Source organism: Neobacillus niacini, from assembly GCF_023715415.1.
Lineage (GTDB): Bacteria > Bacillota > Bacilli > Bacillales > Cytobacillaceae > Neobacillus > Neobacillus niacini_C.
This window is the reverse complement of the sequence record NZ_JAMBOB010000007.1, coordinates 306,871-322,106: the sequence shown is the minus strand read 5'-3', so window position 1 is coordinate 322,106 and position 15,236 is coordinate 306,871. Positions and strand designations below refer to the sequence as shown.

The following is a 15,236-nucleotide window of genomic DNA, read 5'->3' as shown; positions in this document are numbered from 1 at the left end:
GGAGTTTTTTGTGCTCTCATTCACATTCAACCGTTCGAAAAAACGAACAAGCTGTTCAAAAAAATTTACCCTCCCTCTCCATTTCCCTTATAAACCCTTACATAGTCTATTTCAAAACTGACAGGAAAAAACGTCGTTTGGTCTGGAGATCCTGGCCAATTGCCCCCAACCGCTGTATTGAGGTATAAATACATTTTTTCACTTGGAATGTTTCGATTTATTGTGAATCTCTCGATATCATCAATCAACCACGTAATCGAATCCGGGGTCCACTCGATACTAAAGGTATGAAAATCCTTAGAGAAATCCGGACCTTTAAAGGTATCTGAAACACTTTTTAACTTTCCGTCCTCACCTAACCAATGGGAAACCATCCAAATCTGATCCGGCTGGTGACCCAGCATTTCCAAGATATCGATTTCGGGAAGCCATGTGTTTTCCTTATCTGGCATCATCCAAAAGGCCGGAAACATCCCTTGACCTGCTGGAAGCTTAGCCCGCATTTCCGCTTTTCCATACAAAAAGGCAAATTTACCTTGTGTATGGACAGCCCCAGATGTGTAGTCCTTCCCTTTAAACAGTTCCTTTTTACTGATCAACTTTAAAACGCCATCCTCGACTTTTACATTATTGGGCGAATAGTATTGGAGTTCATTATTTTTCTCAGCTGCCCAATCTTCTAGATTCCACTTGCTGGAATCTAGGCAATTACCTTCAAATTCATCCTGCCAAACTAAAACCCACCCGTCTTGAGTAACAGTTGTTTCTTTGTTAAAATCTTCTTCCACACAATCCCCCTCATCATTCCTTGTTAGGTTGGTCTCCATCGGGCTTTGAGCGGTCGGCTCATTTGGAGGTTCAAAGTTTTGGTTTTCATTTGTAGTAGAAACGTAATAAAAATAGACCAGGCCTAATATACTAGAAAGGGTTATAAGGACCAAAAGAAATTTATAAAATATTTTCATAAATCCTCTTCTCTCTCCAAAAATTAATTGACACAACGCACCCATTGCTCTAAATACAGGTACCTAAAAGCCAGTATATGTTGTTGGTGACTAGAAAAGAACTATGGGACCGGGACCTTGGGGACAGTTCTCATGGTCATTTTTTGGTTAGTTCTGACCACAAGAACCGTCCCCTTGGTCACAAAAAAAAGGTAACTACCAATAATGAAATTGGAAGTTACCTTATTTAAATGATTTATGAACATGACCGCGGGGACGGTTCTCACGGTCATTTTTGGTTAGCTCTTCTACTAATACCAAAAAGGCATCAGAACCTTCCCCATGGTCTCAGTCTCACGAATTGTAGTTTAATTATAGACAATTGTGATAGTTTTCACTATAGTAGTTTAAAAAAGCGCAGGTGAATAAACTATGTACCTAATGGATTATCATCATCACACTAATCATTCCTTTGATTCGAAAGCGATTATGGCGGAAGTATGTAAAAAAGCAATCGAGAATCAAATCCATGAAATTTGCTTCACCGAGCATTTCTCCGTTAATCCCCTTGCTCCGACTTACGGGCACATGGTGTTCGAAAACTATTTAGGCGATATTCGCTCCTGTCAGGAACAATTTCAAAGCCATCTAACCGTTAAAGCTGGAATTGAACTTTGTGAGCCACATCTATTAAAAGAACAATATGTTGAAACACTAAAACCTCTAGATCTAGATTTCATCCTAGGTTCTGTTCATAACCTCAACAACCAGAAGCTTCGTCTGGCCCTTAAAGAGGATCATTCAACCGCAAATGAGCGGTATTTTACTGAACTCTATCATATGGTATCCACAGCGGATATAAATGTGATAGCCCATTTCGATTTAATGAAACGATATGCCTATAATGAAAATGGTCTATATGATTTTCGACAATACCAAGAAATAATCGAACAAATACTGAAAAAGGCAATTGATAGAAATATAGGAATGGAGATTAATACTTCTGGACTTAGATCGGGATTGAGCCAAACATTACCCTCCATCGAAATCATCCAATTGTATAAAGAGCTAGGCGGAGAAATTTTGACGATTGGTTCAGACTCCCATACGGTTGAGACTGTTGGTGCCAACCTCACAGATGCACTTACTTTAGCAAAGGATTGTGGATTTAACTATATTTATAAATTTGAGAAAAGAAGGCCGATAGCAGTGAAAATATAAAAAGTGCCGTGGGGATGGCTCGTTTTTGGGGTTGTGTCACAAACCAATAATTAGTTTTAGTTCAATGATCATTACCAAAGCCACCAGAACCGTCCCCCCGGCTCCTTCTTTCTTATTTGTAAATATTCAATTTTATGTTTGAAAACTGCTGGGGGATATAAAATTTATTATGCATGATTGGAGAATCTTCATTATCATAAAGGCTTTCTAATAGTAAAAAGCATTCGTTTTGGCCGATTAATTCTTCATTCTTATCGGCTAAATTGACGGTATGAGTATATTTTATTTCCATTTCACCATGGTTGGCATTCGCATACACATGATTTTCTAGAAAATTAAGCAGCTCCTCCTCATTATTTATGTCCAAGGATAAACTTTCTACTGTTTCCATAGACATAAACGTGAACGCATACGCTACCAACTCTTTTTCCTTTCGATACAATCGTTCAAACGCAACCACTTTAGACGAGTCTCTCTTTAAAATTTGTTTCGTATATTCCGTATCCTCATCGATTCGATAATGTGTATCGATTCGGTCAAAAGTGTTAATATGACACTTATGCATAGGATTCGTTAATTTTTCTAAATGAACTTCCTCATGTTTGCTAACTGAATTAACCACAAAATTTCCTTTTCCGCGTATATTACGTACAATTCCATCATCCTGCAAAAGAGCAAGCGCTTGTCGTAAAGTTGCCCGGCTAATCCCTAGTCTGCTTGCTAAATCTGGTTCTGATGGAAGTCTAGTGTCTACGGGAAATACTCCCATCTTGATTTGGAGAAGGAGCTCGTCATAAACATTTATATAGAGCGGTCTTTTCAATTGCGCAAGTTTATTTGTATTCATTCAGTCCGCTTCCTTTTCAGAAATATTTAACAAAACCCCCAAAAAACATTTTTGGGGGTTTTCATTATCGTAACATATTATTTTAGGAATGGTAAGAATGAATCACCATATTCCGGCATATTCACATCGAAATTATCGGCGATTGTTGCCCCAATATCAGCAAATGTATCATTTTCAGGTAATTTGCCAGAGTCCTTAAATAGTTTCGAATACACCAATACAGGAATAAATTCACGCGTATGGTCTGTACCAGCAAACGTTGGATCATTGCCATGGTCAGCCGTTATGATTAATAAATCATCCTCTTGGAGTGAATCCAATACTTCGGCTAAACGTTGGTCAAATGCTTCTAATGCTTTTCCATAGCCCTCTGGGTCACGGCGATGGCCATATAACGCATCAAAATCGACTAAATTCAAGAAACTCATCCCTGTGAAATCCTTCTTTATGACGTCGAGCAATTTGTCCATTCCATCCATGTTGTCTTTCGTCCGAATGGATTCTGTAACCCCTTCGCCATCAAAAATATCATTAATTTTCCCAATGGCAATCACGTCTAAGCCGCCATCCTGCAGGCTATTCATGACTGTTTTTCCAAATGGTTTTAATGCATAGTCATGACGATTGGAGGTTCTTGTGAAGTTCCCAGGTTCCCCCACATATGGCCTCGCGATAATTCGGCCGATTAAATATTCAGGGTCTTTCGTGATTTCTCGAACCTTTTCACAAATATCATATAGTTCTTCTAGTGGAATAATTTCTTCATGAGCTGCAATTTGCAGAACAGGGTCAGCTGAGGTATAGACGATTAAATCACCTGTTTTCATTTGGTGCTCCCCATATTCATCTATGATTGCTGTCCCGCTTGCAGGTTTATTCGCTACGACTTTACGGCCTGTTATTTCTTCAATCTGTTTAACTAATTTATCAGGGAATCCATTTGGGTAAACATTAAAAGGCTTGTCTATATTCAAACCCATGAGTTCCCAATGCCCTGTCATTGTATCTTTTCCCACTGATTTTTCTTGTAATTTTGTATAATAAGCAAGCGGTTTATCCGCTTTCGGTACACCCAAGATCTCTACAATATTTGATAGTCCTAATTTTGCTAGGTTAGGCGCATTCAATCCATTCATATGTTCTGCAATGTGCAGGAGCGTATGAGATCCGACATCATTAAATTGAGCCGCATCTTTTCCTTCGCCAATCCCTACGGAATCCATGACAATTAAGTGTATTCGTTTGAATTTTTTCAAGCTGCTCGCTTCCCTTGATTTAGAATGTTATTGTCTTTTTTACGGCCAACTAAAGCCCAGAATAAAACAATTGAAAATAGAGCAATGGCTGCAATAATAAGGATAATGGAACCGTAGTTCAATGCTGCTGCATTATCTGTTGTAAAACTCAAAAAGCCAAATTGTAAATCTTTCTTATCAATTAAAAACGCTGAATACGTGAAACCAGCTGACATCGCAATGTTAATGCATAAATTATAGAATCCTAATGCTGTCCCTGCCTTTTCAACTGGAACATTTTTAATGCTTGTATCGATTAATGGCGCATATAACAAGGCAAAGCTACATGAGAATAAAATAAGAGAAATAACAAATACAATAATAGATGAATCTACAAAAATAGCACCCATAAATATGCTAATCGTGATTAAACTCATTGCTAAATAAATACATTGCTTACTATTTAGATATTTTCCTATTTTCCCTGAAAACGCCCCAACTGTTGCGGCTAACAAACACGCAGGTATGAACATCAATGAAACAGAATCCAATTTGATATCATATACAGTCGTTAACAGGAACGAAAGTGTATTTAGCGCATAAGCAGCATAAGTAGAATAAATGATAAATGCCACCATTAATACAGCTAAAAATTGTTTGTTCTTAAAGAATTCAATCGTAATAAATGCATTTTTCTTTTTACTAATATAGAATAAGAACACACAAACAGATGCAACAAAGAGAATAAAAAGTCCCCAATTGAAATAGGACATATACAACATGATAGAAGTAGCCACTGTTGCGATTAAAATGAGTCCGATAAAGTCTACATGATTTTTCTTTGTTTCTTCTTTTGGTAATAATTTAAGAATGAATGGCAATAATAGTAAGCTTAATAAAGGAATTAAAAACAAGTTTTGCCATTGCAGATACGTAGTAACAAATCCGCCTGTTAATATACCAATAACGGTCGCAAGCTGGTAACTGCTTGTACTGAAGCCCAAATACTTTTTTTGGTCTGCTGCACTTGCGTATTTAGCGACAAAAATTAAGTAAAGTGTTTCTGTTGCCCCTAAACCAGCAGATTGGATGATTCTTGAAAAAACGAGTAACCAATAATTATCTGATACAATATAACCAAGTAAAGAACCCGCACAAATCAAAATAATACCGACTACTAGTAAATTTCGTACACTAATCGAGTCAGATAAAGAAGAATAAACAACAGCGCCGATTCCAATAACCAATCCTGCAAGCGTAACTTGCCAGCTTACTGTACTTGCGGATACGCCAAAATATTTTACTAAATCTGGAGAAATAATTTTAAAAGAGTTATCAATAACGAGTGAAAAAATCATTAACAGTAATACGACCGGAACCGTTTTACTTAGGTTAACAACCGGTTTGTTTTCAATTGAACTATGCATGATAGTACCTCCAGTATAATTTGAAACAAAGTTAATTAAGAGCGTTTTCAATATATGGATAATAGCAAGCTTCCTTCACGACAACGAGCCGGGTAGGAGGCTTGTCTTTCATGTTTACTGAATAAAATTAAGCTAATTCTAATGCGATTTCCATCATTTTTGTAAAGGCAGTTTGACGTTCTTCTGTAGAAGTCTGTTCACCTGTAATTAAATGATCGCTAACGGTTAAAATACATAACGCATTTACCCCAGCTTTAATCGCATTCCAATATAGGGATACGGATTCCATTTCAACACTCAAGATCCCCATATCTTGCCATTTCTTAATAGCAGTTGGATCAGCACTGTAGAATACATCGCTTGATAAGATGTTTCCAATGTGAACTTTTTGTCCTTTTTCATCCGCTGCTTTTTTCGCTTTTTCTAAAAGTTCGAAAGAAGCCGTTAATGGAAATTGTCCAGGTAAATTAAATTGTTGGCCAAAGTTGGAATCTGTTGCGGATCCCATTCCTAAAATTACATCATATAAATTAATGTTTTCCTGCATGGCACCACAAGTACCAATTCTGATTAAGTTTTTAACGCCAAAAACATTGATTAATTCCCAAGAATAGATCCCCATACTTGGCGCACCCATTCCAGTACCCATTACGGAAATTTTCTTACCTTTGTACGTGCCTGTATACCCTAACATTCCTCTTACTTCGTTAAAGCACACAACATTTTCTAAAAAGGTTTCGGCAATAAACTTTGCTCGTAAAGGATCCCCCGGTAACAATACCGTCTCAGCAATTTCTACTCCATTTGGTTTAATATGAGGTGTTTCTTTTGTATTGACCATCATTTCATTTGCTCCTTTAGTAGAAGATATTATTTTTATACATGTCTATTTTTTATACAAGTTAAAAATAGCATATCTTTTTATTTCACGCAAGCACTTTCAAAAAATACAATCTAGTAAAATGTGCCACTGGCGTGTGTGCCACGGGAAGTGCCGCAGGGACGATTCTCATGGTTCCTAGAACTGTCACCCAGGCGACTTTGATGTTCCTATTTTCAATAGTATAATGAGGACATTCTTTAAAAGCCACGAGAGAAGGTATTAAAATGTTAAAACAACTAACAAATAAAGTGTTTTATATGCCGCATTATTCAGAAACGGATCGTCCTGCATTGGGGCTAATTTGTGGGGATAATTTTAGTGTCATCGTTGACTCTGGGAATTCACCTTCACATGCACGGGATTTTCTCGAGTTAGTAGATAAAATGAATATAACGCCTGTGAAGTTTGTGGTCCTTACCCACTGGCATTGGGATCATATTTTTGGGATGGAAACAATGGGATACGTAACCATTAGCCATGAGGCGACGAAGAATAAGTTAGAGTATTTGAAAACACTTCAATGGGATGATGCCTCATTAGATGCACGAGTGGAGACAGGGGAAGAAATTGAGTTTTGTCGAGACATGATAAAACGGGAAATGCCTAACCGGGATCATTTGAATTTGAAGGAGCCGGATCTTGCCTTTACCAATAAAATTGAAATTGATTTGGGTGGCGTGACCTGTGTAGTTGAGCATGTTGGAGGTGTCCATGCACAGGATTCTTCTATTATTTACATTCCAGATGAAAAAATTATGTTTTTAGGAGATTGCATTTATCAGGACTTTTATAGTGGCGAATGGAGCTATGACCTAGAGGAACTGGTGATCCTATTAGACAAAATAAAAAAATATGAAGTCGATATGTATGTAACCGGGCACCAAAATCCAAAAACTCGCGAAGAAATGTGGAGTTTCTTTGATGATCTAACAAACATCGGGGAAATCGTGGACAAAGAGGTCTCTCTTGATAAGGCTGTCGCTAGATTTACCGAGGTGCGAGAGGAAAGCCCGAACGAAGAACAACTCGAGTATATTCAAAATTTCGTTAACGGGAACCGGAAGAAATGAAAGGAGGACGGTGTGCCCAGCATACCGTCCTCCTTTACAACGTTACTTTAGTGGGGGTCTGCCCCCACTATCCATGGTTCGTTTATGGTTAGGTATCTCATAAAATGTCATCAGAACCGTCCCCAAGATGCCAAAAGACCAGAAAGAAAAACCAAGGATTTCTCCTTGGCTTTAATACTAGTTATTGAAGTGAATATGTTGCTAATTCCGCTAGTTCATTGTTAACATCCACAACGTCCGGACCCCCGAGAAGGGTAAAATTATGGATACTGCGTTGTTTAATGATATTTTCAATTGGTGTATAAACATTATCTGGTTTCACTAATAATAGCGAGGTGTTTCTCTTTGCCGCGAGTACAGCACCCGTTAATGCATCCGCATAGTTTTCACCTGTTGCAACTAGTGCTTGCTGTTCACCGAAATCAAAAAACTTAATAATTTCTGCAGCCGTTTCATAGCGACTACCGCCTGCAATTTGTTTCACAGTTCCTGGTAGTTGTTCAATTACTACTGCATTCAATGCACCAGATCCACCTATTGCATAGATGGTTGATTTCCCTTTTAATGCTTGCTTCGTAGGCTCTGGTATTTCATTGGCCTTTGATAACAGGATTGGAATTCCGTTTCGAGCAGCATAGGGTGCGACTGCAAGTGCATCTGGAAAGTCAAAGCCCGTAGCGACAATTGCCTTTCCACTTGTAGAACCTAATTCCTTTGCAATTAATTGGGCCGTTTCAAAACGGGTTTTTCCACCAATTCTCTTCACTTCTTTGAGATTCATAGAAACCAACTCATTTTCAACTTCTTGGCTTACCGCTACTATACTTCCTAATATAATCACTCTGTTTGCACCAAGTCTTTTTATTTCTGCTTTCGTTGCAGGTGTTAGTTTTGCCGTTTCCGTCAATAGAATCGGTGCATTATATTTGTAAGCTAGGGGTGCACCTGCTAGTGCATCTGGAAAATCCCTGCCGAAAACAAGAACAACTGTATCAGCGCCATCCTGCCATCCCTCTTTTGAGATTTCAATAGCGGTATCAAAGCGAGTAGTACCAGATACCCTCGATGTAATTGGCTCCAATGCACCAGATGAAACATAGCCTGTTCTTCCATCTGCTAGTTGGATATGGTATCGAACCCAATGGCGGAAAGGTGATTGTAAAGATGTGTCATAAAAAACGGTTTCATCGAGAATCTCAGCTACATGTCTGCTGCTAAGAGGATTATGACCAGCTCCATCTTTGGAGGTTCTTAAATTAGTACCGGCAACCGTGTACACTTTATCGCCTTTTGAGAATAACTGCTTAGACTTGGTTAACGGTCCTGGTACATGATAGTGCAGTTTGTTAAAGATAAGCGTTGTATCCTCATCCTCAGGATCATATTTAAATTCTTCTCTATTAAATGGTAGAGTTTTTAAGGTTATATCATTATTGTCCTCAATAAATGTAAAAACCTCTTCCTGGTAGGCACTTAAATTTCTGCTGCCATCAAGTTTCTTCGTAGGGCTATTCTTTTCCACTACGCCATTGTAGGCCAACACGGCAAAATACCAGTTTTCGATAACATCTCTTGAATTATCATTGATTGTGGGAATGACCCCTCGTCTGCCTAGGTCCCACTTTTCATTTAGAATGTCTAGTCCGATAGTAATATTATATTGAATATCATTCTTCAACCTTTCCTCATCATAGCGAGAACTCTTATCCGTCACTTGCATGATGCCGATCCCGCCATCATTATTCTTATTGAATGTAGGGATCGTCTGCGCGTTATCTTCCCACTGCTGCCAATTCGATTCTCTAAAAGCCACTGCCTTCGCAACTTCCGGAGGTATACCATGAGCAATTGCACTTTCCGTCAACATGACATTAATATCACTACATGTGACTTTAGCACCTGGTTGTGCACACGGATACGTCGATGCCAGTGACAGCGAAGAGACCTTTTCAAAATTTTCAACCGCAAAGGATGATTGCGGAAAAAATGTAGCCACTAACAAAAATACTATTACTATACTAAAAACTTTTCTCATAGCTGCCCCCTAAAAAAAATATTTGCTTATCTACTATTCTAACATCTTCTATCCTAGTATTTCTAGAATTTGGAACCTTCTTTGCTTTTTAAACACAAAAGACGATTCGGCAAGGTGAACGAATCGTCTTATTGGTGCTGTCTTATGCAGCTCTTTAGGTTCAAAATGCTAGTTATCCTTCTTCTCTATATGACGGCGTTTGGTAAAACACCAGCATATGTTAGTCAATCAATTTGTAAATGTCATATTGAGGATATTTATGAACCTTTTAAAAACCTACCCATGGTACAACTTTTAAATCAATGAAAAAAGCAGCAATACATATATGTATCACTGCCTTTTTAGGAGTATTTATTTTTTTGAATTATCGTGTTTTACCACAATATCTTGAGAAGAAATAACATAGTTGCCTGCCTTATCAGAAGCTTTATAAGTAACCGTATAAATGCGATCTCCGCTGCCGTTTCTCTCTGTACGTACTAAAAAGTCTGTATCAGATATTCCAAATTCAGCACCTTGTATATCTTGAGTCGTATTGCCATCACCTTTTCCGTTATCAAGTTGGTTACTTATAATGGATACCAACTCAATTGTGGAAATACCAGATAAATTATCATCTGCTGCAACAAAAGCTTTTATTGGAACTAATTTATGGTTTCGATCAGTTATGACTGAATGATTAAATGAGACATTTAAAGTTGGTACTGACTTGTCTATTTTTACTTCCAAAGAGAAAAAAGCCATCAGAACCGTCCCCACGGTTACCAATCGACACCATTCAGTGGTGACAGGCACCCTACAAGATGCCCTGTTCCTCGATGGCTGTCCGTAACTTTTTAAGAATACGAGCATGAATTTGAGAGATTCGTGATTTGTGTACGTCAAAGATTTTACTTACATCGGTTAAGCTCAAATTCTCAAAATATATTAAGGAAAGGATTTGCTTTTCTCTTTCGGGTAATTCATCGATCAGAGAAGCTAGGATTTTTTTCCGTTCTTTTGCCTCAAGCCATTCATCTTGCTTCTGAAAATAATGATCTTCGATTTGGTGATAATTTGAATTACTCTTATCCATTTCTCCAACAGGTTTGTCCAGTGAATCTTGCTGTATATAGGATATCTGCACTAGAGTCTGCTCATATTCACTTACATCCATTCCTAGGTAATCGCTTATTTCTTGTCGCGTCGGCTTGCGCATGAGGGATTGCTCTACTGTATCTAAGGCTTGTCTAATGACTTTTTCCTTTTTCCGTAACGTCCTTGAAGCAGGATCCGATTGTCTTAAACCATCAAGGATTGCACCTCGTATTCTTTGAACAGCATACGTTTCGAATTTGACACCAAGGTTTGAATCAAACTTCCTGCTTGCATCCCATAATCCCGTCAGCCCAGATGAGAAAAGGTCTTTTTCATCTGCTTGATCGGATAATCTTTTTTTCATTTGCCCCACTACCATCTGAACTAAAGGAATATACTGATCAAGTGTCTCTTCATTACAAACGTTCAAACCACAACCCCCCTCACCTATCATCCAGCAAAAATTCATTTATCAAGAATCCTTGTTAATTTCTTAATAAAACCTTTAATCCCCCCTTGTTCATTTGTTTCTGTCGTCCCTGATACAAATCGTTCCGCTAACCTTTTAATCGTTGCAGCTGCAGAGGAACGAGGAAAAGCAAGGGTAAAAGGTTCTTGTTTTAATACGGCCTGCGTGACAGAAACATCATCTGGAATGGCCCCGAATATCTTAATTTCTTTATTTAAAAACGATTGCACTGCCGATTTAAATTTACCTGCAACCTCCATCCCGACCTTTGGGTTTGAAACACGATTGATGAGAAGCTGAAAGGATAACGACGGTCGTTGACTGTGCAATATTTTCACAACAGAATAGGCATCGGCAATCGAAGTAGGCTCCGGAGTTGTTAGCAGAATCACCTCGTCCGCAGAAAGGTGACATTGCTGGGATTCAAGTGTCAGTCCCGCACCCGTATCAATCAGAATGATATCCGCGTATCCATGAAGTTTCTCCAATTCCCGAAAAAAGTAATTTCTTTCCTCCTCATCTAATTGATGAAGATGGCTAAACCCTGAACCGCCGGCTAAATATTCTAATTGATTCGGACCTTTCTCCAACACATCCCAAATACTTTTTTTCTGACGAATCATATCCATTAAATGAGATTTTGGGGCCATCCCCATTAAAATGTCAATATTGGCCATTCCGATATCAAGGTCAATTAACACGACCTTCTTGCCAAGGGCAACCAGGCTTAGGGCAAAGTTTAAGGCAAAGTTTGACTTTCCAACCCCTCCCTTCCCGCTGGCAATGGTGACAACGCGCGATTGACGCCGAAGGCTGGAGGTGGAATTAGATAGTTTTCTCAACAGATAGGCTTGATCTCTCAGCATGTTCATCCACTCCTAAAATCTTTTTCGCCATAAACGCTGGATCTGGTGTCATGATGTCTTGCGGAACCCCTTGGCCAATACAAAGATATGCTAACGGGTAGGGATAATGGTACAGCATATTAAGAGCGGCCCCATAACAAGTCGTTTCATCCCATTTGGTTAAAATCAGCTTGTCAATCGGGACAGATTTCATCTTCTCTGTAATTTTTTTCATATCCCGCCAGCGGGTGGTCATACTCAAAACCAAATAATTCTCTTGTGGGGCATCAAATCCTAAATAACCATTAATATCTTCAATATATTGATCTTCTAAATAATTGCGGCCGGCACTGTCCATCAGGATCATCTGACATCCCTTCAACCGGTCAATACAAGGCTGAATATCTTCAGGTGTTTGAACAACCTCAATCGGGATGTTCAAGATATTGGCATACGTTTTTAATTGTTCCACTGCACCGATTCGATACGTATCGGCTGTTAACAATCCGACGCGCACACGCCCATGCAGGACGCGGGCAGCTGCTAATTTGGCTAAAGTGGTGGTTTTTCCCACACCTGTCGGACCGACTAATGTAGTCAAATAGGGTGTAGAATCATCTGCCTCTTTGGCCATTCCTTCTGCTATCAGCTGTTCTAAAATGGAGACAAGCGTTTTCTCGATTTCCTCAGCACCCAGTTCCTCGAGCTTTTCTACTCTTAATCTCACTTGTTTCAAGATAAAATCAATCACTTCTTCATCTACTTCTTGATCCTTTAAGCGCTCCACCCATTTTTCTAATGGTTGAAGGATAATGGACGACTGTTGATCGCCGTTGGTCATCGAACGAATAAGGCCTTTTACTTCAGATAACTCCTTCAATAATGCTTCCTGGGTGAAAACATTGGTTGAAACATCCTCAACAGGCTTTACCTCTTCCTTTAAAGTGGGAGTTTCCTCCTCCCTGTTCGGACCTTCTGCTAAATCGGAGGCAGCCACCACCTCTAGCTTCTTTTTACGTAACATCCCGAAGAAACCTGGTGCATGAACGGACTTTGTTTTTAAAATAATTGCCTCTTTTCCTAAATCCTCCAAAATCATCGGATAGGCTTCCGGAAGGGTATTCACCACATAGGTTTTTATTTTCATAAATTCACCACTCCCACATTTTGTACATCCACATTCGATTCCAGCTCATTGTACGAAAGAATGGGAATATCTGTGAAGTTACGATCGGTTAGCTGCCGAACGTACATGCGAATCCCTGCAGAGGATAGAATCACCGGTCGAATTCCCATTTGCGATGTTTGTTGAATCGTTTCAGTAAAAGAATGAATAATTTTTTGACTAGAATCAGGATCAATCGTAAGGATATCCCCCTGTTCGGTCCGTTGAATGGACTCAGCTAATTTCTTTTCAACCCCGGCTCCCACGAGAATCGCATGAATCACTCCATTTTGAGCATGCTGGGAAGTAAGTTGACGCGCCAGCGCCTGTCTTACATATTCTGTTAGGATTTCTGGGTTTTTCGTATACACAGCATAATCCGCTAACGCTTCAAAGATGGCAGAAAGACTGCGAATCGATACATTCTCTTTTAACAGCTTTTGCAATACTTTTTGGATATCCCCTACCGACATTGCCTGTGGTACGAGTTCTTCAATTAAGGAAGGATAGCTTTCCTTTACATGGTCAATTAATTGTTTCGTTTCTTCTCGTCCTAAGATTTCATGTGCATACTTTCGGATGGTTTCAGATAGATGCGTACTAATAACCGAAGACGGATCGACGACGGTATAGCCAAACAATTCGGCTTGGTCCTTCATCTCTTCATTGACCCATAAGGCCGGAAGCCCAAAGGTCGGTTCCGTCGTTTCAATCCCATCAATTCCGTGTTCTTCATTTCCGGGATTTAACATTAGAAAATGATCCAAGAGAATCTCTCCGTTCGCGACTTCATTTCCTTTAATCTTGATACTATATTGATTCGGCCGCAGCTGGATATTATCTCGAATCCGGATAACAGGAACGACCAATCCCAAATCCATCGCGATTTGGCGGCGAATCGAAACGACTCGATCCAATAAATCTCCGCCTTGATTCACATCGGCTAAGCTAATCAATCCAATACCAAATTCAAATTCAATCGGGTCCTCACGCAGTAAGTTGAATACATTTTCCGGTTTCCGTACCTCTTCCAGTTCTTGTTCGGATTCAAGATTTTCCTTGGCCTCTTCCATTTTCGTCTTGCTTTTCTGCATCGAATACGCACCAAAAGCTAATAATCCGGCAATTCCCCATGTGAGAAAAATTCCGATAGGGGTGACCACTCCTAAGAGAGCAATACATCCTGCCACAATATACAACAACGTCGGATAACGGAGCATCTGCTCGGACAGGTCATCACCAAGATCGCCTTCAGATGCCGCTCGCGTCACCATAATACCGGTTGCGGTTGAAATTAACAGCGCTGGAATTTGGCTGACGAGACCATCCCCTACTGATAAAAGGGTAAAGGTACTAATCGATTCCGAGAAACTCATGCCATGCATGGTCATTCCAATAATGAAACCACCACAAACGTTGATAATGAGGATGATAATCCCCGCAATCGCGTCTCCTTTAACAAATTTACTGGCACCGTCCATCGAACCATAAAAATCAGCTTCTCGCTCGACCTTTTGGCGCCGCATCCGAGCATCTTTTTCACTAATCATTCCTGTATTTAAATCCGCATCAATACTCATTTGTTTACCAGGCATCGCATCTAAGGTAAAACGAGCAGCCACTTCTGCGACACGTTCGGATCCCTTGGTGATGACAATGAACTGGATAATGACTAAGATTAAGAACACGATGAATCCGACAACAGCATTCCCGCCGATAACAAAATCCCCAAAGGCCTCAATGACCTTCCCTGCTTCCGCATTCGATAAAATGGAACGAGTACTAGAAACGTTTAAAGATAAACGAAACAGCGTCGTCAATAAAAGCAGCGAAGGGAAAATCGAGAAGTCAAGCGATTCCTTCGTATTCATGGTAATTAAAAGAATCAAAACGGAAATGGATAAATTCAAGATAAGCAATATATCTAGCATATAGGTCGGTAATGGAATAACCATCATAATGACAATCATGATGACACTCATTAAAACGACCATGTTTTTAAGTTTCATAGTTGTACC

The 15,236-nt window shown here is 39.4% G+C and carries 13 protein-coding genes; 2 read left to right on the top strand and 11 right to left on the bottom strand.

From position 1 onward, the window contains the following. Positions 1-65: 65 nt before the first annotated feature. A complete protein-coding gene (locus tag M3189_RS18590) occupies positions 66-1,010 on the bottom strand; it encodes a glycoside hydrolase family 16 protein (RefSeq protein WP_285889729.1) in 945 nt (314 codons plus the stop codon). A 366-nt stretch (positions 1,011-1,376) separates the two neighbouring features. Here M3189_RS18590 and M3189_RS18585 point away from each other — a divergent pair, with 366 nt between their 5' ends. Then, a complete protein-coding gene (locus M3189_RS18585; protein WP_251636366.1) occupies positions 1,377-2,165 on the top strand; it encodes a histidinol-phosphatase HisJ family protein in 789 nt (262 codons plus the stop codon). A 112-nt stretch (positions 2,166-2,277) separates the two neighbouring features. Here M3189_RS18585 and M3189_RS18580 read toward each other — a convergent pair whose 3' ends face one another. From M3189_RS18580 to deoD, 4 genes are all read right to left on the bottom strand, one after another. Then, the gene (locus M3189_RS18580; RefSeq protein WP_251636364.1) at positions 2,278-3,012 is read right to left on the bottom strand and encodes a GntR family transcriptional regulator; all 735 of its coding nucleotides are present in this window, start codon (positions 3,010-3,012) and stop codon (positions 2,278-2,280) included. Between the two features lie 77 nt (positions 3,013-3,089). Continuing rightward, on the bottom strand, positions 3,090-4,268 hold the full coding sequence (gene deoB, locus M3189_RS18575) for a phosphopentomutase (protein WP_285889728.1): 1,179 nt from the start codon (positions 4,266-4,268) through the stop codon (positions 3,090-3,092). After that, positions 4,265-5,674 carry an MFS transporter gene (locus tag M3189_RS18570; RefSeq protein WP_251636362.1) on the bottom strand — a complete coding sequence of 470 codons (1,410 nt, stop codon included), beginning with the start codon at positions 5,672-5,674 and terminating at the stop codon, positions 4,265-4,267. The genes deoB and M3189_RS18570 overlap by 4 nt, the downstream gene beginning before the upstream one ends. Positions 5,675-5,801: 127 nt before the next feature. Beyond that, a complete protein-coding gene (deoD, locus tag M3189_RS18565; RefSeq protein ID WP_251636354.1) occupies positions 5,802-6,518 on the bottom strand; it encodes a purine-nucleoside phosphorylase in 717 nt (238 codons plus the stop codon). 263 nt (positions 6,519-6,781) lie between these two features. Between deoD and M3189_RS18560 the strand changes: the two genes are divergently transcribed. Next, positions 6,782-7,627 (top strand): MBL fold metallo-hydrolase, encoded by an 846-nt coding sequence (locus M3189_RS18560; RefSeq protein ID WP_251636352.1) that lies wholly within the window; start codon positions 6,782-6,784, stop codon positions 7,625-7,627. Positions 7,628-7,808: 181 nt separating this feature from the next. On the opposite strand, the gene M3189_RS18555 is transcribed toward M3189_RS18560, so the two are convergent. From M3189_RS18555 to flhA, 6 genes are all read right to left on the bottom strand, one after another. Continuing rightward, positions 7,809-9,662 carry a cell wall-binding repeat-containing protein gene (locus M3189_RS18555; RefSeq protein WP_251636350.1) on the bottom strand — a complete coding sequence of 618 codons (1,854 nt, stop codon included), beginning with the start codon at positions 9,660-9,662 and terminating at the stop codon, positions 7,809-7,811. Between the two features lie 351 nt (positions 9,663-10,013). Continuing rightward, complete coding sequence (locus tag M3189_RS18550; RefSeq protein WP_251636348.1) at positions 10,014-10,406, bottom strand: hypothetical protein; 393 nt, start codon at positions 10,404-10,406, stop codon at positions 10,014-10,016. Positions 10,407-10,458: 52 nt separating this feature from the next. After that, positions 10,459-11,169: a sigma-70 family RNA polymerase sigma factor gene (locus M3189_RS18545; RefSeq protein WP_251636346.1), complete on the bottom strand. Its 711-nt coding sequence runs from the start codon at positions 11,167-11,169 to the stop codon at positions 10,459-10,461. 35 nt (positions 11,170-11,204) lie between these two features. Then, the gene (locus M3189_RS18540) at positions 11,205-12,074 is read right to left on the bottom strand and encodes a MinD/ParA family protein (protein WP_251636344.1); all 870 of its coding nucleotides are present in this window, start codon (positions 12,072-12,074) and stop codon (positions 11,205-11,207) included. After that, positions 12,034-13,200 (bottom strand): flagellar biosynthesis protein FlhF, encoded by a 1,167-nt coding sequence (flhF, locus tag M3189_RS18535; protein WP_251636342.1) that lies wholly within the window; start codon positions 13,198-13,200, stop codon positions 12,034-12,036. The genes M3189_RS18540 and flhF overlap by 41 nt, the downstream gene beginning before the upstream one ends. After that, the gene (gene flhA, locus M3189_RS18530; protein ID WP_251636340.1) at positions 13,197-15,227 is read right to left on the bottom strand and encodes a flagellar biosynthesis protein FlhA; all 2,031 of its coding nucleotides are present in this window, start codon (positions 15,225-15,227) and stop codon (positions 13,197-13,199) included. The genes flhF and flhA overlap by 4 nt, the downstream gene beginning before the upstream one ends. Between the last annotated feature and the right edge of the window lie 9 nt (positions 15,228-15,236).